The organism is Pseudomonas syringae group sp. 26L6 (assembly GCF_032587815.1).
Classification (GTDB): domain Bacteria; phylum Pseudomonadota; class Gammaproteobacteria; order Pseudomonadales; family Pseudomonadaceae; genus Aquipseudomonas; species Aquipseudomonas amygdali.
This window is the reverse complement of sequence record NZ_JAWHPJ010000050.1, coordinates 40,333-64,239: the sequence shown is the minus strand read 5'-3', so window position 1 is coordinate 64,239 and position 23,907 is coordinate 40,333. Positions and strand designations below refer to the sequence as shown.

At 58.2% G+C, this 23,907-nt stretch carries 19 protein-coding genes; 10 read left to right on the top strand and 9 right to left on the bottom strand.

Annotated features, from left to right (window positions below):
• Nucleotides 1–57: 57 nt before the first annotated feature.
• Entirely contained in the window at nt 58–2,928 is a 2,871-nt protein-coding gene (locus RYA97_RS20005) for a PAS domain-containing protein (RefSeq protein WP_057404110.1), read from the bottom strand.
• Nucleotides 2,929–3,269: 341 nt separating this feature from the next.
• Here RYA97_RS20005 and RYA97_RS20000 point away from each other — a divergent pair, with 341 nt between their 5' ends.
• Nucleotides 3,270–3,923, top strand: coding sequence for a TetR/AcrR family transcriptional regulator (locus tag RYA97_RS20000; RefSeq protein ID WP_057404111.1), 654 nt, complete (start codon nt 3,270–3,272; stop codon nt 3,921–3,923).
• 74 nt (nt 3,924–3,997) lie between these two features.
• Here RYA97_RS20000 and RYA97_RS19995 read toward each other — a convergent pair whose 3' ends face one another.
• From RYA97_RS19995 to RYA97_RS19985, 3 genes are all read right to left on the bottom strand, one after another.
• Nucleotides 3,998–6,688, bottom strand: coding sequence for a beta-glucosidase (locus RYA97_RS19995; RefSeq protein ID WP_316892986.1), 2,691 nt, complete (start codon nt 6,686–6,688; stop codon nt 3,998–4,000).
• Between the two features lie 59 nt (nt 6,689–6,747).
• Nucleotides 6,748–6,996 (bottom strand): hypothetical protein, encoded by a 249-nt coding sequence (locus RYA97_RS19990; RefSeq protein ID WP_002552767.1) that lies wholly within the window; start codon nt 6,994–6,996, stop codon nt 6,748–6,750.
• A gap of 297 nt (nt 6,997–7,293) precedes the next feature.
• Nucleotides 7,294–8,520 carry an MFS transporter gene (locus RYA97_RS19985; protein WP_316892981.1) on the bottom strand — a complete coding sequence of 409 codons (1,227 nt, stop codon included), beginning with the start codon at nt 8,518–8,520 and terminating at the stop codon, nt 7,294–7,296.
• A 73-nt stretch (nt 8,521–8,593) separates the two neighbouring features.
• On the opposite strand from RYA97_RS19985, the gene RYA97_RS19980 reads away from it, so the two are divergent.
• The gene (locus tag RYA97_RS19980; protein WP_117139958.1) at nt 8,594–9,277 is read left to right on the top strand and encodes an ArsR/SmtB family transcription factor; all 684 of its coding nucleotides are present in this window, start codon (nt 8,594–8,596) and stop codon (nt 9,275–9,277) included.
• A 50-nt stretch (nt 9,278–9,327) separates the two neighbouring features.
• Here the strand turns inward: RYA97_RS19980 and RYA97_RS19975 are convergent, their stop codons facing one another.
• Entirely contained in the window at nt 9,328–11,496 is a 2,169-nt protein-coding gene (locus RYA97_RS19975; RefSeq protein ID WP_316886883.1) for a TonB-dependent siderophore receptor, read from the bottom strand.
• Between the two features lie 185 nt (nt 11,497–11,681).
• Complete coding sequence (locus RYA97_RS19970; RefSeq protein WP_316886882.1) at nt 11,682–12,590, bottom strand: LysR family transcriptional regulator; 909 nt, start codon at nt 12,588–12,590, stop codon at nt 11,682–11,684.
• Between the two features lie 115 nt (nt 12,591–12,705).
• On the opposite strand from RYA97_RS19970, the gene RYA97_RS19965 reads away from it, so the two are divergent.
• From RYA97_RS19965 to RYA97_RS19935, 7 genes are all read left to right on the top strand, one after another.
• Nucleotides 12,706–13,134, top strand: a complete 429-nt coding sequence (locus RYA97_RS19965) for a VOC family protein (protein ID WP_005731427.1) — start codon at nt 12,706–12,708, stop codon at nt 13,132–13,134.
• Nucleotides 13,131–13,715, top strand: coding sequence for a glutathione S-transferase (locus RYA97_RS19960; protein ID WP_316886881.1), 585 nt, complete (start codon nt 13,131–13,133; stop codon nt 13,713–13,715). The genes RYA97_RS19965 and RYA97_RS19960 overlap by 4 nt, the downstream gene beginning before the upstream one ends.
• 253 nt (nt 13,716–13,968) lie before the next feature.
• Nucleotides 13,969–15,507, top strand: a complete 1,539-nt coding sequence (locus tag RYA97_RS19955) for a cryptochrome/photolyase family protein (RefSeq protein WP_042916473.1) — start codon at nt 13,969–13,971, stop codon at nt 15,505–15,507.
• Nucleotides 15,504–15,647, top strand: a complete 144-nt coding sequence (locus RYA97_RS19950; RefSeq protein WP_004658371.1) for a DUF2256 domain-containing protein — start codon at nt 15,504–15,506, stop codon at nt 15,645–15,647. Before RYA97_RS19955 ends, RYA97_RS19950 begins: the two co-directional genes overlap by 4 nt.
• A gap of 146 nt (nt 15,648–15,793) precedes the next feature.
• Nucleotides 15,794–16,222 (top strand): DUF2231 domain-containing protein, encoded by a 429-nt coding sequence (locus RYA97_RS19945; RefSeq protein ID WP_002552775.1) that lies wholly within the window; start codon nt 15,794–15,796, stop codon nt 16,220–16,222.
• Nucleotides 16,219–17,511, top strand: a complete 1,293-nt coding sequence (locus tag RYA97_RS19940; RefSeq protein WP_016982392.1) for a PQQ-dependent sugar dehydrogenase — start codon at nt 16,219–16,221, stop codon at nt 17,509–17,511. The genes RYA97_RS19945 and RYA97_RS19940 overlap by 4 nt, the downstream gene beginning before the upstream one ends.
• Nucleotides 17,512–17,761: 250 nt before the next feature.
• Complete coding sequence (locus RYA97_RS19935) at nt 17,762–18,961, top strand: MFS transporter (protein ID WP_029241050.1); 1,200 nt, start codon at nt 17,762–17,764, stop codon at nt 18,959–18,961.
• Nucleotides 18,962–19,021: 60 nt separating this feature from the next.
• Here the strand turns inward: RYA97_RS19935 and RYA97_RS19930 are convergent, their stop codons facing one another.
• A complete protein-coding gene (locus RYA97_RS19930; protein WP_005744289.1) occupies nt 19,022–20,662 on the bottom strand; it encodes a methyl-accepting chemotaxis protein in 1,641 nt (546 codons plus the stop codon).
• A 288-nt stretch (nt 20,663–20,950) separates the two neighbouring features.
• Entirely contained in the window at nt 20,951–21,946 is a 996-nt protein-coding gene (locus RYA97_RS19925; RefSeq protein ID WP_044320592.1) for an aldo/keto reductase, read from the bottom strand.
• Nucleotides 21,947–22,103: 157 nt separating this feature from the next.
• On the opposite strand from RYA97_RS19925, the gene RYA97_RS19920 reads away from it, so the two are divergent.
• Entirely contained in the window at nt 22,104–22,826 is a 723-nt protein-coding gene (locus tag RYA97_RS19920; RefSeq protein ID WP_002552780.1) for a haloacid dehalogenase type II, read from the top strand.
• A gap of 25 nt (nt 22,827–22,851) precedes the next feature.
• On the opposite strand, the gene RYA97_RS19915 is transcribed toward RYA97_RS19920, so the two are convergent.
• Nucleotides 22,852–23,370, bottom strand: coding sequence for a GNAT family N-acetyltransferase (locus RYA97_RS19915; RefSeq protein WP_002552781.1), 519 nt, complete (start codon nt 23,368–23,370; stop codon nt 22,852–22,854).
• Nucleotides 23,371–23,907 lie beyond the last annotated feature (537 nt).

Genomic DNA, 23,907 nt, shown 5'->3' with positions numbered 1-23,907 from the left:
GTTCGCGCAGCGCTCAATGTTGAAGGCCCGAAGCAGGATCGCAACGAGCCGGTTGCATCAGGCGCTCATCAATTCCTGGACTCGGGCAGCCAGAGCATCAATCGCAAACGGCTTGGTCAGTACCCGCATGCCTGGCCCGAGCTGCTCGTCACCAATGGCAGCGTTTTCTGCATAACCGGTGATGAACAGGGTTTTCAGATGCGGACGTACTTCGCGTCCCGCGTCGGCCATCTGTCGCCCGTTCATGCCACCGGGCAAGCCCACGTCGGTGATGAGCAGATCGATATGCACGTCCGAGCGCAGCAGTTTGAGGCCGGCCAGGCTGTCGGCCGCCTCGATCAGGGTATAACCCAGATCCCCGAGCGCGTCGGTGAGCAGCATGCGTACCGTCGGTTCGTCGTCCACGATCAGAATGGTCTCTCCAGACTGGGTAAACTCGAACGGCGCCTGGTGCACATCGCTCTCGTCTCTGGTCGCTGTACCGTCGTAACGTGGCAGATACAGGGATATCGAGGTTCCTTTGCCCACCTGCGACTGAATGCGCACCCGACCGCCGGACTGATTGGCGAACCCGTAAATCATCGACAGACCAAGACCGGTGCCCTGACCAATGGGCTTGGTGGTGAAGAAGGGGTCGAATGCCTTGGCGATGACATCGGGCGTCATGCCTGTGCCGGTATCGGTCACGCACAGCGACAGATAGTGACCCTCAGGCATATCGTGCATCCGCGCCACATCACCTTCTATCCATTGGTTGTCGGCCTCGATCGTGATGCGCCCGCCGTCCGGCATCGCGTCGCGGGCGTTGATACACAGATTCAGCAGCGCGTTCTCCAGCTGGCTTGCATCGACCAGCGTTGGCCATAGACCTATGGTGCCAATGGTTTCGACCACGATGCTGGGGCCTACCGTGCGCTGGATAAGGTCTGTCATGCCTTTCATCAGCCTGTTCACGTCGGTCGGCTGTGGGTCCAGTGTCTGGCGTCGGGAGAAGGCCAGAAGCCTGTGCGTCAAGGCCGCGGCGCGCTTGGCAGCGCCCTGTGCGGTGACGATGTATTTGTCTACATCGTTCCAGCGCCCCTGTGCAATACGGGTGTTCATCAATTCCAGAGCACCGGAAATGCCCGCCAGCAGGTTGTTGAAATCATGGGCGAGACCGCCAGTCAGTTGCCCCACAGCTTCCATTTTCTGCGACTGACGCAGCTTTTCTTCAGCTTGCATCAGTTCCGCAGTGCGTGCTGCCACGCGCTGTTCAAGCGTGTCGTTGAGCGAGCGCAGCGCTGCAGTGGCCCGGTCGCGCTCGGCCGCCACAGCACGTCGTTCATCGACGTTGATGAGCACGCCCGGGAAGCTCAGTGGAGTGCCGTCATCGGCACGGTCGACACGACCGTTCGCCTCGATCCAGTAGTAGAGGCCGTCGGCACGGCGGACCCGATACTGGTGGGCATAAACACGCCCACTGGTGATGACCGCGTTGATCGCATCGATCAAGCCTTGCTTGTCTTCGGGATGAACAGTGGCAATGACCTGTTCCAGACTCAAACCATCGAAGCCCAGAGCGGGGTCAAGACCAAACGCCTTGGCGAAGGCTTCGTCGACGGTAAAGCGGTCGGCCGTCAAGTCCCAATGCCAGGTACCGATAATCGCACCCGCGGCGAGGGCGAGCTGAACGCGGTCGACGTTCGCGCGTGCGACGGCTTCGCTGGTGCGCAATCGCTCCTCGGCGTTGCGTCTTTCCGTCACGTCACTGAAGATGACTGCAATCTGTCGATCAGCCGGTTCACCGACACGCACCGCTCTGACTTCAAACCAGCGCTCGAACGCCTTGGCGTAATTCTCGAAATTGGCAGGTTCGCCGGTTTTGGCGACATGGCCATAAGCCTCAAACCAGAAACGCTCCAGGTCTGGAGCAAACTCGGTCACCCACTTGCCACGCAAATCGACACCGGCCTGACGTTCAAAGGCAGGATTGACCTCGATGAACCGGTAGTCTACCGGGCTGTCGTCTGCATCGAACTTGACCTGAATGATGGCGAACGCTGCTTCGATGGTCTCCAGCATGGCTCTGGAGCGCTCTTCGCTCTGGCGCAGCGCGTTTTCTGCCTGTTGCATCTGTGACATGTCGAGCATCGCGCCGATCATGCGTACGGCTTTGCCCTCGTTGTTGCGTATCACATGACCACGGTCCAGGACATTGGCATAAGTACCATCGAATCGGCGAAAACGGTATTCATCGGTCCAGGCAGTGCCGCTGCCGTCAATCAATGCATGGATAGAGTGGTAAATGCGTGTCTGGTCATCGGGATGGATCTGGGCTATCCACCAGTTACCGGAGGTGTCCAGTGTCGCCAGGGGGTGGCCGTATGCCTGTTCCAGTGCGTCATTCCAGAGCACATGGTTGGCGGTAAAATCCCAATCCCATATTGCGTCATTGGTAGCCTTGGCGGCCAACCGGTAACGTTCCTGGGCTTCTTCGGTTGCGCGTGCCACCAGATGCTCCCGGGTGCGGTCGCGCAGGATCTTGACGAAGCCAAGGTGAGTATTTTCCTCGTCATACAGCGGCATCATTTCGCCAGACGCCCAGAACAGCTGACCATCCCTGCGCAGGTGCCAGCGTTCGTCCGACGCTCGGCCGACGCTCAGAGCGAGTTGCATTTCATGTTCGATCCGGCCGCAGGCGCGGTCTTCCGGCGTGAAGAAACACTCCGCATCCTGCCCGACCATTTGTGCAGCGGACCAGCCTAACACCTGTTCTGCACCCGGATTCCAGTCGGTAATGATGCCGTCTGGATCCGTGAGGATCATGGCAAAGTCCAGCGCGCTGTCAAAAGCCGCACGCTTGCGCGCCTCCCGGCTGGGCAGTGCTGCTGCGCCGTTTTCCGGCCCGGCGTCGATACCGGCTTCTTCAAGTGCTGCGCGCAGGTGCACGACCTGTGCTTCCAGCTCTTCTCTTGTCAGGTATTTCAGAGCGCCTCCGGCTCACACGTTAATTGTCTGCATGGTCGGGCAGCTGCCCGTGGCTGCTTTTCGCACTGCAATCTCACTGTCGAGGTCGACGCTTGCCAGTGCCCCTAGCGTCCGGGTGTCAGGTGCCGTACTTTGGGTATGTCTCTCTATGGTTATCGACATACAGTCGGGCTTCGGTATGCATCGGCATGCGTGCGGGTTTCTTTAAAGGGCGTCAATATCGGTGCTCAGGCCTTTTTTCCGGGTTTCTTCCGGTCGCATGCTACGATTTATCCTTTCGTTGTGCGAACAGTGCCCTTCGTATGTCCGTGAATTCAAACAGTTCTGATACACCCGCCACAGTCAAGAAACCTGCGGTGAAGCGACGTCTTCCCAAAGGGGAGGTGCGCAAGGCAGAGATCATTCAGGCAGCCATGACCATCTTCGCCCGGGATGGCTATGCGGGGGCCTCGTTGTCTAACATTGCCAAGGTTGCAGGTCTCTCTCAGGTCGGATTGCTGCATCATTTCCCGACCAAACTGGTGTTGTTGCAAGCTGTTCTTGAACATAGGGATCAGTACGTTGCTGCCAGGTTGCAGGACGCCGGGCAAGTCGCTTCGCTGGAGGGGTTCATGGCCTTTCTGAAGCAGGTCATGAGTTTCAGCATCGAAGACGCCTCCGTCAGCCAGGCGCTGATGATCATCAACACTGAAAGTCTGTCGGTCACGCACCCTGCACACCGCTGGTTCAGTGAGCGTTTCCAGATTGTGCACAGTCATCTTCAGACGCATCTGAATGTGCTGGCTCAGGCAGGTGAAATTCGCCAGGACGTTGATGTCAGGCAAATCAGCCTTGAGATAGTTGCGATGATGGATGGCATGCAGATTCAGTGGCTTCGATCGCCAGCAGACGTGCAGATAGACAGCGCATTTGCCAGGTTTCTCGAACGACTGGCGCAGGAACTGGCAGGGCGCTGATCAACGATCAATCGCATGAGAGTAATCGGTGGTCGCATCGACCACCGATTACCGCTACTCAGAATGGCTGTTGCTTAGTAAGCCTGCTCTGCCTTGACTTGTACTGCCTTGCGCAGGGGGACTGGAAGGGGGTTTGAATCTCGTGTGGTCAGTTGCTCCGGATAAAGCGCTACTACCGTGCGGTCGAGTGCCAGGTTTTCCGAGTCCTTGCCCACCAGGACCTTGAACTTGCCAGGGTCGACGTTCCAGCTCACCGAATCGGGTGAGTAATAAGCGAAAGAACGCGAGTCCAGTGCAATCGTGACGGTTTTGCTTTCGCCTGGCTTCAGGTAAACCTTGGTAAAGCCCTTCAACTCTTTCTCCGGGCGATCAACCTGAGGCCTGGATGGCTGCACATAAAGCTGAGCCACTTCAAACCCTGCCTTGTCGCCAGTATTGGTGACCTTGAAAGAGGCCTGAATGGTCGCGCCCGGAGCCAATACGTTGCTCGACAGTTTCAGATCACTGTACTCGTACGTGGTATAGGAAAGACCGAAACCGAATGGATAGAGCGGTTTGGTGTGCTTCTTGTCGTAACCGCGATAGCCCAGGTACAGGCCTTCGCTGTAGGTCATTTCAACTGGAGGGTTGGCGCTGCTGAAATAGTACGGCACCGGGTTCGAGTAGGAAGCATAGCTGGGGTTGTCCTGCGCCTTCTTGTCCAGGGTGATCGGAAGCTTGCCCGACGGATTGACCTTGCCATACAGAATTTCGGCCAGTGCCTGACCACCCTGTTGCCCCGGATACCATGCGTGCAGAGACGCAGCTACCTTGTCAGCCCAGGGCTGCATATCCATACCACCGCCACCGTGCAGTACGACGATGGTTTTGGGGTTGGCTTTCTGAATGAAGCTGATCAACTCGGACTGGAATTGCGGCAGTTCGAACGGCCGATCAAGCGACTCACCCTCGTATTCGAAGTTATTGCCGGCGGCTACCACGACAGCGTCGTAATCCCCCAGGTTCTTCGGTGGACGCAACGCTGCCCAGCTCATCTGCACACCGTTCATGCCGCCCAGTACCGGAGTGAAGTTGCCTTTAAGCCGGCGATATTCCAGGCGCACGTTGTACTCGGTACCGGCCTTGAGACTGGCCGTTTTGACAGTGCGCGGCACCACTGGAATCAGGTCGAACGAGACTTGCGAGCCCTCATCCTCAAGCACCAGCTCGTCATTGATCCAGAGTTTATAGGCACCGTCCGCCCGTACCTTGAACACCTGAGGGCCGCTGATCGTCGGTTTGATCTTGCCGGTGAAACGCGCCGAGAACGAGCCTGCTGACGGGGTATAGCCGTTGACTGTGCTGGTGCCGTTATCGGTCTGGTTGGTGTTGGTAATCCAGTCCAGATTGATGCCGGGTTCGACGCGGGTTGCAACCGGGTCGCCGGACAGCGAGGTATTGGCGTAATACTCGGCTTTTACACCGGTATTGCTGATGGCCTGTTGGTCTTTAGCGGGCTGATACCAGACCGACGACTTCGGGTTCAGGCTCATCTGTGAAAGGTATTCCACGTTGGATGTATTCGACGCCAGTTGCTTGAGGCCGCTCAGTTCAGTGACATAGCTTGCGGGTGCCGAATAAGCCGTACCGAACGGCGCGGTCGGGGGCTGCATGGCCAGATCACCAATGACCGCTATCTTTGCGTTTCTGGACAGTGGCAGCAGAGGCTTGTTTCCGTCTACCGGCTGGTTGCGCAGCAGAACTATCGACTCTCTGGCCACGTTCAATGCGGCCAGTTGCCCGTATTCACGGTGCTCCAGCGGTTGCGCCTTGTTGATTCCCTTGTCAAAACCATAGCTGACCAGTGCTCTCAGGTTTCTGCGCACCTTGTCATCAATCACGTTCTGATGCAGTTGACCATTCCAGATGTAAGGCAGCAGTTTGGCTTCAGTAAACTGGAGCCCGCTGGGCATGTCGATATCGGTACCCGCCCAGGCGCCTTTGAAGGCGTCCTGAACCGAGTTGAAATCGCTCATGACGTTACCTTGAAAACCCCATTGGCCTTTCAGGATGTCGGTGATGAGGTGGTGGTTTTCACACGCGTATTCGCCGTTAATCTTGTTGTAGCCGCACATGATCGAGGCGATATTGGCGTTCTTGACCAGTGACTCAAAGCCAGGCAGATACAGTTCTTGCATCGCTCGCTCGTCAATCTTCACATCCAGATAATGACGGTTCGCTTCCTGCTCGTTCATCAGGTAATGCTTGGCGGCCGCCTGGACGCCCTGAACCTGAATGCCGTTGGTCACCGCAGGCGCCAGTACGGCACCGAGAAACGGGTCTTCGCCGCTCATGTACTCAGCCGCTCGCCCGTTGAAAGGCGTACGGTAGAGGTTGATGGCTGGCGAGAGCATTTGCTGCCCGCCCGCTATCCGGGTTTCGTAGCCGATCGCCAGACCGAATTCCTTGGCCCGGTTGATGCTCCAGGTGGCTGCGAGTGCTGACGGGGAAGGGTACTGCGCACCGAACGTCTTGCCGCCAACCAGCACGCCCATTGCCGAATCGTAGGCGACCGTACCCTGCAGGTTGAACTTGTCCAGCTTCGGAATCATCCGGCCGTCGTCAACGCGCGAGAAATTGATTTTTTCCGATTGCGTCATGTTGTCGAGCATTGCGCCTACGCGCGCTTCGACTTCATTGCCTGTCATCGGCGTCACAGCGAACACGCTGCCTGCCTGGGCGATACCGAGCGCCAACAGGCTCAGGCCCAGGCCTTGTTTGATCATGGACACGGAGTTATTCCTTACGTCATTCATAGGTTGATCGGTTGCAGTCAGTGGGTCACTCAGTGGTCTTCATTGCCGGCAGGGGCGTCAGCAGTGTCGATCGGCGCATCCACCACCGTTTGCGCGCCATTGGGCGTTTTCTGTACGGCAGCGTCGGCACCGGTGATCTGCTCACGCTGAGCGTCGACCTCTGCGCGGCGCTCGCTCGACGTGGATGGCAGCGGGTTCTGCCTGTCAGCGGCAGACACCGGCAGGGCGGCAAGGGACATCAGTAAAGTGGCAACAACAGGCAGCAGGGGGCTGGCCATCGGGAGAGTCTCCAAATAGAAATATGAAACAGGCAGACAGGCAAGTCGGCAGCTCGGGGCGGCCGACAGGTTCTTCAAAACGTGCGTGACAAGCAGAAAATTGCTGAACGGTAAAATACACGAATGCAATTTTATATATTTGATGGTATGTAAATTCAGGTATCAATTATACGGGTTTAACTTTTATTTAATCCCATAAAATTCATATTTAAGGCAATAAATTAGTGTTTTTTGTTATTTTATGGAAATTAATATTCTTTTTTAAAAGCAGAGTGCTCACTCTGTTTTTGGCATTGGCTACGGTTTTCCATGTGGCCGCGTGCTGATGAGGACAAGTATCGCTGCCGCCTGAATACTGGCAGCAAGTGCCAGCGCTATCAGGTCGCTGTCAGGCCCGTTGAATAAAGTCCGGACACCACCGAAGAGTGCTGGCGCAAAGGCGTAGCAGCCTTGAGCGATGGCGACGATCAACGTCACCACGCGCGCAACCTGATGCCTGGGAAATTCCGCTTGGGCAATTAGCGGAGGCAGTGATGTCGCATTGCCGATACCCACACCGAAAAGAATCATGCCGGCCCATAACAGGGCAGAGCTTGTGCCTATAAACATCAGCACCACACAGCCCAGGCACTGGCAGGCGTAACTCAGGCAGGCGATGTGGCGTCGACAGGTGCCTGGCGCTAACAGCCTGCTGGACAGAGACCTGCCGAAGATAGCGCTGCAGGTAGCGACACCCATGGCCATACCTGCGGTCTGCTGTGTGACGTGATCAATCAGCAGCAGGAATAATTGGCTGATCAGGCCAATCTGTGCGAACAGCCCGAGCGACATGGCTGCCGCCAGCGTGAGGAATGGTCGGTTACTCCGTAACGTTATGGGCGCAGTGTCCTGGAATGGAGGCAGCTCAGTGGTTATCTGGAGAATGTCGTCGGGGTGCTGACCCAGATGTTCAGGCCTGAAGCGGAACACACCGAAAGCGAGGAGCGCGATCACACCTGTTGAAAGCACACCCACCACGACCGCAGCAAGGCTGAACCCGAACCGGTCAATCAGGTACACCCAGCCCGATGAAAAGACTACACCGCCGATGCTCGCGCCGTTATAGGCCATCGCCAATGCGCCAGGACGCTTGCTGACAAACCATGGCGAGATGGTAGCGTTGACCGCTGCCGCGCCCATGGTTACCCAACCGAATCCGCTCAGCGCCGCGGCGATGAACAATTGCCAGGGCTGATTGGCGATCGACCAGCCGTACACACCGACAGCAAGGGTTGCCGCCCCTGAAACCGTAATCCACGGGAGGCCATACCTTTTGTACAACGCAGGCAGGTTGACCACGACCAACGTACCTGCCAGAAAATGCACCGTGACCGCAGCCGAGCACAGCGCGGTCGACCAGCCGGTTCTCTGAATCACGGCATACATGAATATCGGCGGACCGTAAAAGCCGATGCCCCAGCCAAACACAGCCATCAGAAATGTAGCAGCGACGACTTTTCTGCCAAAAAAACTCGATTGATGCATGGGTGAATCCCTTCAAGTGGTTTGGCAGCAGTATGATGACCGCCTACGAGAACACTTCAGGGATGGCTGAACTATGGATGTTGAAGCAGCAGACCTCTCGCTGGCGGCAGTGGCGGGTGCCATTGCTGACCCAGCACGATCCCGAATGCTTTGCGCGCTACTGGACGGGCGCGCACGAACCGCGACCGAGCTGGCGGCGCTGGCCGATATAGGCGCATCGAGTGCCAGCGGCCATTTCGCGCGTTTGCGTGAGCAGGGGCTGGTGGAAATGCTCGTACAGGGCCGGCATCGTTACTATCGACTGGCCAATGCGCAGGTGGCGCAAGCGCTGGAAGCCTTGCTGTTACTGACTCAACACAGCGCCGTGCCCTTCAAACCCAACACGCCTTCGGCCTTGCGACAGGCTCGAACCTGTTACGACCACTGCGCCGGTGAAGTCGCCGTCAAGTTACACGATGCCTTACTGAAGGCCGGCTGGTTAAATGAGCAGGGCAAGGACTATGTGATCAGTGAGCGGGGTGTCGAATCACTGAATGCGCTGGGCATCGACGTAGACGCAGTACGTCAGCAACGCAGACGTCTGGCCTACGCCTGCCTGGACTGGAGCGAACGCGCCCCGCACATTGGTGGCGCTCTGGGGGCGGCGCTGCTGGAGCTGATGCTCACGCGCGGCTGGGTAAGCCGCCATCTGGACTCCAGAGCACTGAAGCTGACGGCCAAAGGGGTGGGCGGTATGGCGAAGGTGTTTGGGGTGTGAGACGTAACCACGCTGCTACCGAGCATGCCTGATAGCAGCGTGGCTCAGGCTCAAAAGCTGTACTTGGCCGTCAACGCATAGCTGCGTGGGTTGCCGTAGACGTCGGTAGAGCCCCATACCGAGCTTGCGCCAATCGCCGTGTAGTAGGTGCGGTCAAAGATGTTGTTGGCGTTCAGTTGCAAGTCGAGGTTCTTGCTCACTTGATACCCCGCCATCAGATCAGCAACGGCGTAGCTGCCTTGTTCCAGGCGATAGCTTCCATCGGTGAGCGCGATGTCGTTGTACATGCGGCTCTGCCAGTAGACGTTGCCGCCGACGCGCATCTTTTCCAGTGCGCCTTGCAGGCGGTAGACGGTCGATACCTTGAACAGGTGCTCAGGTGTGTCGGTGTTGAATTGCTGGTTCTTGTTCGCCGGATCGGTGTCCTTGAGGTAGTGGGTGCGGGCATAGGTGTAGCCTGCGCCGACTTGCCAGTTCTCGGTCAGCGCGCCTTGCAGTTCCATCTCGATGCCCTGACTGCGTACCAGACCGGCTGCGTCGTAACAGGTCAGGACCGCGCAGCCCGCCTGGGTCGGTGACTCGGTCTTGAGGTTTTTCTGGTCGATCCGGAACACTGCCAGGCTGGCATTGAGGGCGCCGTTGAAATATTCGCCCTTGATGCCGACTTCATAGTTTTCGCCCACGACGGGGTCTAGCACCTTGCCAGACAAGCTTTGCGCGCTCTGTGGCTGGAAGACATCGGTGTAGCTGGTGTACAGGGAATGGTGTTCATCCAGCTTGTAGATCAGCCCAGCGTAGCGGGTCAGATTGCGGGTGACCTTGTAGTCTTCATCGCCAGAGCGATCGTCGTAGTCGTACCAGTCCAGACGGCCGCCGAGGATCAGGGTCAGCGGGTCGGCCAGGCTCAGACGTGTAGTGAGGTAAATCGCGTCCTGAGTGGCGATGCTATGCGTCTTGCCATCGCGGACGAAGTCCGGCTTCGGCGCGCCAATCGGCAGTCCTGTGTCGTAGGGGCTGTATTCCTTGCTGGTCTTGTCGTACACGCGCCTGCTGGTGCCGACCACCACTTCATGGGTGCGCCCAAACGCTTCGACCGGTCCGCTGGCGTAGACATCGAACGCAGTCTGCTGCTCCTCAGGCTTGGACTGATAGGCCGTCGTTTCCAGCGGGCCGTTGTAGCGCGACAGGTAAGTACCTGAAAACAGACCGTCCAGCGACGAGCTCGAGCCTGCTACGCGTAGTTTCCAGTCGTTGTCGAAACGGTGCTCCAGCTCACCGAACACGGTGTCTATGCGGATTTTCTTGTTTTCCCAATCCGAGCCGGAATAGGTCGAGCGCGGCAGGTTCAGGTGATGGCCGTCAGTGCCGAGGGGCAGACCGCCCCAGAAGTAATTGGTCTGATCTTCCTGACGAGACAAGCCCAGAGTGGCGGTCGTGGCATCGTTCAGATCGGCCTCGACCACCCCGTAGAAAACGCCGTGATCGCTTTTTTCCTTGTCGCGGAAACTGTTGGCATCCTGGTAGGAACCGACTATTCGGCCGCGTACCGTGCGGCTATCGTTCAGTGGTCCGGAGGCATCGAATACGCCGCGGTAGTCGTCCCAGCTCCCGACCGTGCCGGTGAGGGTGACTTGTGGAACGGCGGTAGGACGTTTGCGCACCATATTGATCGCCGCTGAAGGGTTACCAGACCCTGTCGCCAAGCCTGTAGCGCCTCTGATCACCTCGACATGATCGAACATGGCCAGGTTGGGTTGAACGCCTGCCGTGTAGCCCGAGTAGGAGGCGGGCAGGCCGTCGTACATGATGTTGTCGATGTCGAAACCGCGAGAGGTGTAGGTTTGCCGACCCGGTCCGCTGGACTGGTCCAAAAACAGACCTGGGGTGTATTTCACCACGTCGTTGATGCTGGTCATGGCCTGGTCGTCCATGCGCTGACGAGTGACGACGGTCACAGCCTGCGGGGTTTCGCGGATGGTCAGCGGCAATTTGGTCGCTGTCTGCATCGGGCCCGTGGTGTAGGACTGACTGTCTTCGGTAGTAGAGCCAAGTTGGTCGCTGCTGATTTGCGTCGCGCCCAGCTCCATTGTCGTCGCCGATGACGCTTCTGTGGCTTGCGTTTCAGCGCCGTAGGCAGCGTGAGAAGTTGCGATCCAGATGCCCATTGTCAGCAGGGCAGGGGTAAAAAGAAAACGGCTTTGCGATTGCTGGCCCGGCATGAACCCGACACTCCCTGAAGCCGTCCATGGCTGGATGATAATAATGTTGATAACTGTTCGCATTATTGTGGCAGGTTGTTTCTGTCAGAAAAAGACACTGCGAACAAATAGTTAACAAAATTTTCACATTTCCACTGCGAGCACAGGTTCCTCTGTGCCGTACATCAGATGAGCTTTTGGCAGCGCTATCGGTCTTGAAGAGAGGGATCAGGCAGGCATTTTTCCAGCTGTGGAATTGCCCATTCGACGAATGCCTTGACCCGTGGCGAGAGCTGCAAGGCGTGCGGATAAACCAGTTGAATCGGCAGATCTGCCGTTTCGAAGTTATTGAGTACCCTGATCAGGCGACCGTCAGCCAGTTCATCTGCAACCTGGTAATGCATCAGCCGGGTCACGCCCAGACCCTGTACGCAGGCCAGGCTGGCGGCGCGGACCTGATTACAGACCAGTCTGGGTGTGATGTCCTGTATCAACTCTTTGCTCTGCTGTCGGAAGTACCACTGCCGGCCATGCGAAGCCAGCGTGATGCACGCATGCTCAGGCAGGGATTTCGGGGTGTCCAGAAGCGCGGCGGTGCGCAGGTAATCCGGGCTTGCACAGGTCACCAGCCGGGTCGCACCGATTCTGCGCGCGACCATCGCCGAGTCCGGGAGATGGCCGATGCGCAACGCCAGATCAAGGCGCTCGTCAAGCAGAGGCACGATCTGGTCATTGAGGTTCAGCTCGACGTTGATGTTCTGATGCTCGCAGAGAAAGGCGTTTACCAACGGGGCGATATAACGCTGTCCGAACTCGACAGGTGCCGTCACCCGAAGAAGGCCGCGTACGATTCCGTCGCGGCCATCAAGGCGCTGTTCCATATCATCGAAGTCCGCGAGCATGCGCCGGGTCCAGTGCAAATACTCCTCGCCCTCATCGGTCAGAGCCATGCGCCGCGTGCTGCGGTTCAACAGGCGTACGCCCAGATGACTTTCCAGAGCGGCCAGCGAGCGGACCAGCGACGCAACCGATTGCCCGGTGACATCCGCCGCCGAACTCAGACTGCCGCTGTCGACGATCCGCACGAAATTGGCCATTGCCTTGAGCCTGTCCATTGCCACCTTCTGATTTGTGCGATTAGTGCATAGGTCTTGTGAGGTCCGCAGCATAGGTGAAACCGCTGCCGTGGCCGACACTTGCGAAACTGCTTCCAACCGGAGTTTCAACCTCATGAGTCTGCAACCCAACCCCGCCCGGATTCTCGCATACGACCACATCGGTATTCGCGTCAGCGACCAAAACCGCGCACTGGCCTTCTATCAGGCGCTTGGTTTTGTCGAGAGTGCGCGTTTTCCACGTTACGAAGCCAACGAGATGCTCAGCCCGGACGGCGTGCGCATCAACCTGATCTTCAATGGCGTTCGCGTGCCCCGTGCTCACAACGTGTTGCTGGATGCCCCGCTGAAACTACCCGGCATGACGCACCCGGCGTTTATCGTCGATGACTTGCAGGCGCTCGAGCGCTGGCTCGACGCGCAGGGAATTGTCGTCACTGAAGGGCCGCACCCCATCGGCCCGCGACGAATTGCACTGTTCATCCGCGACCCCGATGGCAACGTTCTGGAATTCAATCAACTCGTCGATGGAGACACACAATGAAACTGTACGATCTGCAAGCCTCCGGCAACTGCTACAAAGTCCGCTTGTTCGCTGCCCTGGCCCATATCGAGCTTGAAGTGGTAGCGGTGGACTTTCTGAACGGCGAGCATAAAAAGCCACCACTGTCTGACCTCAATCCTCTGGGCGAATTACCTGTTCTACAAGATGGTCCGGTCGTCCTGCGCGACTCGCAGGCCATTCTGATTTACCTCGCTGGCGAATATGGCGGCCTGGCGTGGTGGCCCGCTCACCCTCAAGGCCAGGCCGAAATCGCCCAATGGTTGTCGTTCGCCGGCAACGAGATCCAGCACAGCCTTTGCGCGGCGCGACTGGTGCAGAAATTCGGCGCTGCGCTGAACAAGGCCGAGGCCCTGCAGAAATCGTCTGTTGTGTTGGGGCTACTCGACAAACACCTTGAACAGCATGACTGGCTGGCAATGGGGCGGCCTACGATTGCCGAGTGTGCGGTTTATCCGTATGTGGTGCTGGCACCGGAAGGCGGTGTGCAGCTGGGGGCGTATCCGAGTGTTTTGCGGTGGGTTGAACGGGTGGCGGGGCTGGCGGGTTACGAGTCGGTTTGATTCGGGCCGGTGGCCTGGCATTGATCGTGTAGGTGCCTGCCAGTTGCAGGACACCACTCGGCCACCGCAGCTGTACCTGCAACAACCATGACAGGTAACTCATCGAAAAACGCTATGAAAATCTTGTACATGAAATTACATTGGTACAAGTTTTATGGCTGCGGAGCATCGGATAGCTGGACCTGATGTGCTGGCTGCAGCCTGACGCCACAGCTTTTCAGATCCTTGCAGACGCCATGCGGAGCCTCTTCCATTGACTCAACCCCCTCGTCTCCACCTTGTCCTCGGCGATCAGCTTTCCTTCGATCTCGCGTCCCTGAAAGACCTGAACCTCGAGCGCGATACGGTCCTGCTGGTCGAAGTGATGGAGGAGGCGAGCCATGTGCCGCATCATCCGCAGAAAATCGTGCTGATCTTCAGCGCCATGCGTCATTTTGCCGAGGCGCTGCGTGAGCGCGGCGTTCGGGTGCAGTACGTCACGCTCGACGATCCGCAGAACACAGGCTCAGTGCCGGGTGAGTTGCGGCGCTGGCAGGCCCTGCTGCAAGCCAAAGAGCTGCACGTCACCGAGTGCGGTGACTGGCGGCTGGAGCAGTCGATCAAGGACAGCGGGTTGCCGATTCAATGGTATGCCGATACGCGCTTTCTCTGTTCCCGCGAAGAGTTTTCGTCGTGGGCGCAGGGTAAAAAGCAGTTGCGCATGGAGTTCTTCTACCGGGAGATGCGGCGCAAGAGCCGGTTGCTGTTGAACGGCGATGGCACACCGGTGGGCGGTGCCTGGAATTTTGATGCGGAAAACCGCAAGGCGCTGCCCAAGGGCGTCGCTGCGCCTTACCCGATGCGCTTCTCGGCAGACGGGATCACTCGCGACGTGCTGACACTGGTAGCTGAACGTTTTGCCAGTCATTACGGTTCGCTGGATGATTTCGATTACCCGGTGACGCATGTCGATGCTCAGGCGCTGTGGGACTACTTTCTCGATTTCGGGCTGGCCTGTTTCGGCGATTATCAAGACGCAATGGCCACTGATGAGCCGTTTATGTTTCACGCGCGGATCAGCGCTGCGCTGAACATCGGCCTGCTGGATCTGCGCCAGATCTGCAGTGACGTTGAGTCCGCGTACTGGTCGGGCAGGGTGGCGCTGAATGCCGCCGAAGGTTTCATTCGCCAATTGATCGGCTGGCGGGAATATGTGCGTGGCGTTTACTGGCTGAAAATGCCCGAGTATGCCGATGGCAACCTGTTCGGTAACAGCAGGCCGCTGCCGGAGTTTTACTGGACCGGCGAAACGAAGATGAACTGCATGAGTCAGGCGATCGGCCAGAGCCTCAAGCATGCCTATGCCCATCATATTCAGCGCCTGATGGTGACCGGCAACTTTGCGCTGCTTGCCGGTATCGTGCCGAGCCAGATCTGCGAGTGGTATCTGGCGATTTACATGGACGCTTTCGACTGGGTCGAGCTGCCCAATACGCTGGGCATGGTCATGCACGCCGATGGCGGCTACCTGGGCTCCAAGCCCTACTGCGCCAGCGGCCAGTACATCAAGCGCATGTCTGACTACTGCCGTGGCTGCGCTTACAAGGTCACTGAAAGCACGACTGACGATGCCTGCCCGTTCAATGCGCTCTACTGGCATTTTCTGATGCGCCATGGCGATCTTTTGCGGCGCAACCAGCGTATGGGCATTATTTACAAGAACCTTGATCGCATGGCTGAACCCAAACAGCAGGCGCTGTGGGAGCGAGGCGAGGCATTGCTGGCCAGACTCGATGCCGGAGAGGCACTTTGAAAAAGAGTGAACTGCCGGTCAAAACCTGTGTGGTCTGCGGGCTGCCGTTTACCTGGCGCAAGAAGTGGGCGCGCTGCTGGGATGAGGTGCTTTATTGCTCTGAGCGTTGCCGGCGAAACAAGCGCACTGCAAGCCAGTAGCGTTTTCAAAATATTTCGAAATGAAAAGTGCTGAACTATCGCTTCGCCAGCATGATCCTTTTCTATGCGCATTCAGCGCGACCCTGACAGGCGAGTGCATTCGCACTGAGCATTGATCCAGGGTCGCCGAACGAAAAGGAGCCGTCATGACCGTAACCACCCATCCCGTCTACCGATATACGCCAGGCCCGCTACACGCGACCCTGCTTGCAGGAACCGTTCCTCTGTTTCTTGGCGGATTGCTGAGCGACATCGCCTACTACCAGACCTTTCAGATTCAGTGGAGCAACTTTGCCGCCTGGCTGATTGCCGGAGGCTTGCTGTTCTGCGGGCTGGCGTTGCTGTTCGCGCTAGTCAATCTAGTGCGTGCGGATCACAAGGCCGGTCGCCCCGTGGTGTACTTTCTGTTGTTGCTGGTCACCTGGGTGCTGGGTCTGGTCAATGCTTTCGAGCATGCTAAAGACGCTTGGGCGGTCATGCCGTCTGGCTTGATCCTGTCGGTTATCGTGACCGTACTGGCCGGTGTTGCGACATGGACAGGGCTGACCAGCCTGCGTTCGGGAGGTGCAGAATGAAGCACTCTCACGCACTGACAGTATTGAGCATGGCGCTGCTGCTGAGCGCCTGTGGTGGCGAAGCGGACAGTACCCAGGCACGCGGGCCGGACCCGAAATTACCGGAACCGCAACGTGGCCTGTTGCCCAGCATGAAGATTGCCGAGCCCGTTGCATGGGGCGATCAAAAGCCGACCGTACCCGAGGGGTTCAGCATCACTGCGATTGCCACCGACTTGAGCATTCCGCGCCAGTCCCTCGTGTTGCCGAACGGCGACATCCTCATCGCCGAAGGTCGCGGCGGTAGTGCTGCCAAGCTCAAGCCCAAGGATGTGATTGCCAGCGTCATCAAAGCCCAGGGCAATACCAAGGTCAAAGGCGGCAATCGCCTGACCTTGCTGCGCGACGCGGACGGTGACGGCAAGTACGAGCTGAAGACAGTCTTTGCCGAAAACCTCAATGCTCCTTATGGCTTGGCGTTTGCCGATGGCAAGCTGTACGTGGCCAATCAGGACGCGCTGGTTCGCTTCGATTACCAGGACGGTCAGACCAAGGCCGGCGGTGAGCCGGTCAAGGTTACCGATCTGCCTTCGGCGATCAACCACCACTGGACCAAGGCACTGACTGTCAGCCCTGATGGTCGCTCCCTGTACGTTGGCATCGGCTCGAACAGCAACGTGACCGAGCGTGGCATGGAAGTCGAAATCGATCGCGCGATGGTCTGGCAGATCGACGCCGCAACCGGTGCCCACAAGCCTTATGCGACCGGTCTGCGTAACCCGACCGCGTTGACGATTCAGCCGGGTACCGGGCAGTTGTGGACGGTGGTCAATGAGCGTGACGAGTTGGGCCCGGACCTGGTTCCCGATTACCTGACCTCGGTGAAGGAGGGCGCGTTCTATGGCTGGCCGTATAGCTATTGGGGCCAGAACGTAGACACGCGTGCCCAGCCACAGAATCCGGCCAAGGTCGCTGCGGCGATCAAGCCGGATTACAGCCTGGGTTCGCACGTTGCCGCTCTGGGTGTGGATTTCTCCATCCCGGCCATGGGTGACAAGTTCGCTGACGGCGTCTTCGTTGGCGAGCACGGCAGCTGGAACCGCGATAATCCGGTTGGCTACAAGGTCATCTTTGTGCCGTTCAGCAATGGACGTCCTGCGGGTGAACCGGTGGACTTCGCAACGGGTTTCCGTGGTGCTGATGGCAAGACTCGCGGGCGGCCGGTAGGCGTGACGGTTGATCCGAAGGGCGCGCTCATCATCGCCGACGACCTGGCCAACACCGTCTGGAGAGTGACCCGCAACAAGTAGGTCACGACTGCCTGTGTGAGCGTTCCCATGCTCTGCATGGGAACGCCGTTCGTGACGCTCTGCGTCACCGACGAAACCTCGACGCAGAGCGTCGGCCTGATAGCCAGTTTCCGCAGAAATTATCGCGGGTCGTTGACACAGAATTTCTCTCGCAAGGTGGCTTCGTCAAGGCTTTACACGGTAGGGTTACGCGTATCCACGCGCTGGCCCGACGGGTCAGCTGCTGACATCCCCGAATTCTGGAACCGCTGTGAGTCGTTTTGAAACTGCTGGAAACCTCGTAATAAAACCCGCTTCATGGTGGGCTGTAGGCAGTGTATCCCTTGGGTCATTCGCTACCGTCACTACTGAATTTCTCCCTGTCGGGCTGCTGCCCGATATTGCTCGTGACCTGGGAACCAGCATCAGCCAAGCGGGCTTGATGATGGCTGTCCCTGGCATCCTCGCGGCCATTTCAGCACCTTCCTGTATTGCCCTGTTCAGTCATGTTGATCGCAAGCGCCTGCTGCTGGGGCTGCTGTCGATATTGCTGGCGTCCAACCTGATCGTGGCGCTGTCGACGCACTTCTGGCTGACGCTTGCCGGCCGGGTCCTGCTTGGCTTCGCATTGGGAGGTTTCTGGACGATTGCCGGTTCGCTCGGGCCTCGCTTGAGGCCCGGCAAGGAGGGCGTAAAGGCCACCGCGTATGTGCTGGCGGGCGTCTCGATCGGCACTGTTGCCGGTATTCCGGCTGGCACGTTGATCGGTGAAGCCTTCGGCTGGCGGGCGGCATTTGAAACAGCGGCAGTGGTCACGGTTGCGGTAGGGCTGTTGATCGCAGCGTTTTTACCGGCGTTACCGGGCGAGCGCTCTGCCGGCATCAGTCAGATGCTGTCGCTGGCTGGCGAGCAACGCATTCGTCGTATGTTCGCCGCCGCACTGTTGATCTACGTCGGGCACTTCGCGGCTTACACCTACCTCGCGCCCTTCGTGCAGGAGTTCGCGCATATCCAAGGGCAGGCCCTGGGAGCATTGCTCTTCGCCTTCGGTCTGGCAGCGGTGGCAGGGAATCTGGCCGGGGGAGCCCTGGCAGCCAGAAGCGCGCCGTTCTCGGTGCTGATCATGACCCTGCTGATGCTGGGATCGTTGACCGCATTGCTGATGTTTGTCGGCAACCCGTGGCTGCTCTGGCCGGTGATTCTGGTCTGGGGGTTCGCTTTCGGGATGATCCCCATCACCACGCAGATCTGGTGTTTCGAGGCCTCCAATGACCGCGTGGAGGGTGTTCAGGCGTTACTGGTCTGTGTGGTGAATCTGTCGATTGGCGGTGGGGCGTTCATCGGCGGCGTGGTGTCCGGTCGGGCCGGCTTTACCGCCGCCATCGTCATCGGTGCGGTATGTGCCGCGCTGTCCATGTTCACCGTTGCGCTGGCGATACGTAGCTCCAGGTCGGTCATTTGCACAGACTGATTTGCCGCTAATGAGGTATCCGGCGATGCAGCATCCATCGCCGAATACCTGCTCACACCGTCAGCCTGCTTTGAAAAACGCGACCTTGCGGGTAAGGCGATCTGCAAGCTGTGCCAGCTCTTCGCTGGCGCTTGCCACCTGCTGCGATCCATTGGCGGACTTGAGTGTCGAGTCGTGAATGCTGTTGATGTTCATGGCAACGTCTTCTGCCACCGAGCTTTGCTGAACCGCAGCGCTGGCGATTTGCGCATTCATGTGATTGATCGCGCCCACTTCCTGATTGATTCTGGACAGAGCACTTTGTGCGTTGCGTGTCTGGTCAACGGCGCGATTGACCAGTTCGCAGCTGTCGCGCATGTTCTGCGCCGCAGTTTCAGTACCGCCTTGCAGCGTGCTGATCATGTTTTGAATTTCCTGGGTCGACTGCTGGGTACGATTCGCCAGGGAACGAACTTCATCGGCGACGACCGCAAAGCCTCTGCCGTGCTCACCCGCACGGGCTGCTTCAATGGCCGCATTGAGCGCCAGCAGATTGGTTTGCGAGGCAATCGAGTTGATCACCTCGATCACCGTTTCGATCTGCTCGCTGTGCCTGGACACCTGCTCCACAGTATTTGTTGTTTCAGTCAGCGTGGCCGCCAGTTGCTCGATGGCAGTGGTAGTGCCTTCGACGAGTCGGTTACCGGTCGCCACTTCGCTGTCTGCCAAACGTGCAGCGTCCGCTGCCTGTGCTGCATAGCCCGAGACTTCATTGACCGTGGCGGCCATCTGGCTGATGGCGGTCGCCACCTGTTCGGCTTCACGGGTCTGCACCATGATCTGGGTATTGTTGGCAGATGAAGCCGCCGACAGCACGGTGGATGATTGGCTGACCTCTTGGGCAGCCGTCCTCACCTCTGTGATGGTTTCCGAGAGACGAGTCAACGCGGTTTTCAGTACGCCCATGACGCTGTCGGGATGCGCGGTGGTGATGGTTTGCTGCAGATCGCCGGCCGCCAATCTTCGAATGGCCTGCGCAACCTCTACAGGCTCCGCGCCAAGCGTCTTTTTCACAAAGCGAATGATGAAAACCGACAGCACGATGCTCAGCAGCACGGCGAAAGCCGTTGCCAGCAGCATCAGGCCACGGAACTGGCTGGCGGTCGCCTGCACATTATCCAGCTGAACCCTGATCGAGGCTTCCTCATGGTCGATGAGCGCGTTGATGCGCTTCAGCCATTCGCTGTAGTCGCCCGATGTCTGGCTCAGCAAAAGGGCCTGGGCACCGGCGATGTCACCGGTACGGCGCAAGGCAATGACGCTTTTGGTAGAGCCCAGCGTCTGCTGTTCGATTTCCTTGATGCCACGCAGCAGTTGCCGCTCTTCGGCACTTACGGTCGGCCTGGAGAACAGTTGATCCATCGGTGCAGCCGAATCGATGTAGTCCTTTTCCAGCCGGGTCATCTCTTCCAGATGGAGCGCGAGGTCCTGATCATTGTTGACCAGCACCGCATCGCGCAGGGCGATCGCCCGGTTATGCACGCTGCCACGAAAGTTGATCGCATAGCGTTGCACCTTTGCGGCATTGTCTCCAACGTCTTCCAGGGTGCTGTCGATGAAGCCAACCCGCTGAATGCCGACAGCGGTGATCAATATGAGCAGTGAAACGACCGCGGCAAACCCCAAGCCGATGCGGGTAGCCAGAGAAACCGGATTTTTCATGGAAGGAACTCGAACGGGGGAAGTGGATAAAGTCGAATCAAGCGCTGGCAAACGGCCATTCATTGCGAATAGTCAGACAATACCGTGCAGCCGGTCGGTCGCCAAATAGATATTTGCGTGCGGCGAGATAGACAGGTGTTATTTCAGAAATGTGTGACGGTTACGAGTGCTGTGATGTTGTCTTCGTAATCTAAGCGTTGCTGGTCACCGTTCTATCGGATGACTGCGGTCCATCAGGTTACCGGCGACGCTGTAACGTTCGCCGGCATCGGGTTTCTGCTGTGCGGATCAGACGAATCCGGTCACCAGATGCGGTACATAAGGTGCCTCAAGGCGTTGGATCTCTTCGTCGCTGAGCACCAGCTCCAGTGCGGCGATGGCATCGTCCAGTTGGGACGCTTTGGACGCGCCGACAATCGGCGCTGAAACCCCTCGTTTGGCCAATACCCAGGCCAGTGCGACCTGCGCCATCGGCACACCCCGTTCTGCTGCGACCTGTTCCACAACGTCGATCACCCGGCCGTCTTCTTTTTCCGTCGCCTGGTAAAACGACTGACCGGAAATGTCGGTCCTGGTCCGCTCGGTCTGCTGCCCATGGGGCCGGGTCAGCCTGCCACGCGCCATCGGGCTCCAGGGCATCAGGCCGACACCCTGATCGATACACAGCGGGATCATCTCGCGTTCTTCTTCGCGATACACAAGATTCAGATAATTCTGCATGGACACAAACTTGCTCCACCCGTGCGCGACCGCGACCTGCTGGGCCTTGGCGAACTGCCACGCATACATGGACGAGGCGCCGATGTATCGGGCTTTGCCTGCCTTGACCACATCGTGCAGGGCTTCCATGGTTTCCTCGATGGGCGTGTCATAGTCCCAGCGGTGAATCTGGTACAGGTCGACATAATCAGTGCCGAGCCGCGTCAGGCTCGCATCGATACTGGACATGATGGCTTTGCGCGAGAGCCCTTTCTCGTTGGGCCTTGTCGAGCCTTCCCACATGTTTGCCGGGAAGAACACCTTGGTGGCGATCACGGTTTCGTCGCGGCGCGTGAACTCTTTCAGCAACTTTCCGACGATGGTTTCCGAGGTGCCTGCCGAGTAGCTGTTGGCGGTGTCAAAAAAGTTGATGCCTTGCTCGACGGCGTGCTTGATGATCGGTCTGCTTGCTTCTTCGCCCAGTGTCCAGGGATGCGTTCCGGCATCAGGTTCGCCGAAGGTCATGCACCCAAGGCACAGTCTGGAAATATCCAGCCCTGTGTTTCCAAGCTTCACGTAGTTCATGAATTCTCCATCCATCGTTGATTGGCCAGTCGCCGACCGGTTTCGATATCACTCATTACCTCTTCAACGAGGGCAATGTCTGCCCGGAAACGACTGTCCTCCGAGCGACTGCTTGTGTAGAACTATAAGCGACGATACACATTACCGGAGCGATAATATGGCCAGATTTGCACAGGTGGGTTTTCTCGGGTTCGACGTATTCGGCACTGTTGTGGATTGGCGAGGTGGTGTGGCACGCGCCGCGGCGCCCTTTCTGCTGCGTCATGGCGTGAACGTCGACCCCCTCGATTTTGCCGATCAATGGCGCGGGCTCTACCAGCCTTCCATGCAGCGCGTTCGCTCGGGTGAGCGTCCTTTCGTGACACTTGACGTGCTCAACCGGGAGAGTCTGGAAACCGTGCTGGCACGGCACGAGGTAGATTTCGGCAGCATTCCGGATACCGAACTCATCGAGCTCAACAAGGCGTGGGAACGGCTTGATCCATGGCCCGATTCCGTCGCCGGCCTCACGCGGCTCAAGCGCAGGTTCTCGATTGGCACGCTTTCCAACGGGCATATTGCCGGCATGCTCAACCTGGCAAAGTTCGCTGGCTTGCCGTGGGACGTGATTGTCGGCGCGCAAATCGCGGGCTCTTACAAACCAATGCCGCAGACCTACCTGAAATCGGCAGACGCCGTGGGCCTGGCCCCGCAAGCAGTCGCGATGGTGGCTGCGCATAACTCCGACCTCGCGGCTGCCCGTGCGAATGGCTTCAAGACGGTATTCGTCCGACGCCCGTCCGAGCACGGGCCAGGCCAGACGTCTGACCTTACTGCCGAACAGGATTGGGACGTTATTGTCGACTCTCTGACCGACGCAGCCGAGGCGCTCGGATGCTGAGCGCAGATAATGGCTAGGGGATAACTTACTCCCGTAAATCCTTCCACATATGCACCTTGGAGACGAACCGGCTGCCTACGGCAACTGCAAGCGGTTCAACGCCAAAGGTCACAAAGCCCACGCGCTCATAAAGCCCCTGTGCTGCGGCATTACCCTGCGTGACGGTGAGCTGTACGACTAGAAGCTCAGGACGGGATCTGGCATGCTCGAGCACGCTGCACATCAATTGGTAGCCAATGCCTCTGTTTCTGTGAGCCTGAGGCACGTACATCCCGAACAAGGTTGACTTGTGCCGGGCCTTATTTCGGGTTTCAACGGACAACCCGGCTACGCCCAGCAGTTTGTTGTCTTCGACGGCGGCAAACACTGCTTCGGTCGACGCATTGCTGTTATCCAGCCTGTTTTCCCACCATTCGCCAGGCAGCGTTTCACGTTCTTTCACATCAGAGGTAAAGGCGTCTGGGTGGCGATCATATGCCTCAAGCATCAACGCGCGATAAGCCACTGCATCGGTCGGGGTCAGTCGTCGGTAAGTAAGGGTCATAAAAGCAGGATTCGTCTGACTCAAGCGTTGAGTATTGCACCCGGAGGCGGGAAAAGTCTTAACCGCACGCTGGGTTTTAAACAGATGTCTGGTTCGCGCAGCAGTGCCGTTTGACGGACACTTTGGGGGTTTGTAACTTTTTGTTTGCCTCACTGCCAAAAATCATGGTTATTATCCCGGGCGCTCAGGGCCAAAAACCCAGCGTCAATGATTGCCATGGGTCTACAACCCCGCAGTCGCAGCCGATCGGGTCCACCCTGGCGCTGACACCCGGCGCAGGCCGTTCCCCGTCGTTGACCCTCAAACGGAAGATGAGGTTTCAATTGGTCACGCGGTATGCAAACGTCAGTTCCAAGGGCAGAGCGATCAGTCTCGTCAACGAGCCAGCCACCCCCCTTTCTGTATGCGAGTCGCGCCTTGCCGCGTTCGCCCGTCATTTCTCTGCGATCCCCCCAAGCGCTTCCATGTCTGGTCATGACGTGAGCGCAAGAGCACGCGCCGCACCTTCTCCCTGAGTCTCAAGGTACATCCGGCATT

Coding starts and splice junctions, on each gene's coding strand:
- RYA97_RS20000 (WP_057404111.1), top strand. CDS start 3,270: ATGTCCGTGAATTCAAACAGTTCTGATACACCCGCCACAGTCAAGAAA.
- RYA97_RS19995 (WP_316892986.1), bottom strand. CDS start 6,688: ATGATCAAACAAGGCCTGGGCCTGAGCCTGTTGGCGCTCGGTATCGCC.
- RYA97_RS19990 (WP_002552767.1), bottom strand. CDS start 6,996: ATGGCCAGCCCCCTGCTGCCTGTTGTTGCCACTTTACTGATGTCCCTT.
- RYA97_RS19985 (WP_316892981.1), bottom strand. CDS start 8,520: ATGCATCAATCGAGTTTTTTTGGCAGAAAAGTCGTCGCTGCTACATTT.
- RYA97_RS19980 (WP_117139958.1), top strand. CDS start 8,594: ATGGATGTTGAAGCAGCAGACCTCTCGCTGGCGGCAGTGGCGGGTGCC.
- RYA97_RS19975 (WP_316886883.1), bottom strand. CDS start 11,496: ATGCCGGGCCAGCAATCGCAAAGCCGTTTTCTTTTTACCCCTGCCCTG.
- RYA97_RS19970 (WP_316886882.1), bottom strand. CDS start 12,590: ATGGACAGGCTCAAGGCAATGGCCAATTTCGTGCGGATCGTCGACAGC.
- RYA97_RS19965 (WP_005731427.1), top strand. CDS start 12,706: ATGAGTCTGCAACCCAACCCCGCCCGGATTCTCGCATACGACCACATC.
- RYA97_RS19960 (WP_316886881.1), top strand. CDS start 13,131: ATGAAACTGTACGATCTGCAAGCCTCCGGCAACTGCTACAAAGTCCGC.
- RYA97_RS19945 (WP_002552775.1), top strand. CDS start 15,794: ATGACCGTAACCACCCATCCCGTCTACCGATATACGCCAGGCCCGCTA.
- RYA97_RS19940 (WP_016982392.1), top strand. CDS start 16,219: ATGAAGCACTCTCACGCACTGACAGTATTGAGCATGGCGCTGCTGCTG.
- RYA97_RS19930 (WP_005744289.1), bottom strand. CDS start 20,662: ATGAAAAATCCGGTTTCTCTGGCTACCCGCATCGGCTTGGGGTTTGCC.
- RYA97_RS19925 (WP_044320592.1), bottom strand. CDS start 21,946: ATGAACTACGTGAAGCTTGGAAACACAGGGCTGGATATTTCCAGACTG.
- RYA97_RS19920 (WP_002552780.1), top strand. CDS start 22,104: ATGGCCAGATTTGCACAGGTGGGTTTTCTCGGGTTCGACGTATTCGGC.
- RYA97_RS19915 (WP_002552781.1), bottom strand. CDS start 23,370: ATGACCCTTACTTACCGACGACTGACCCCGACCGATGCAGTGGCTTAT.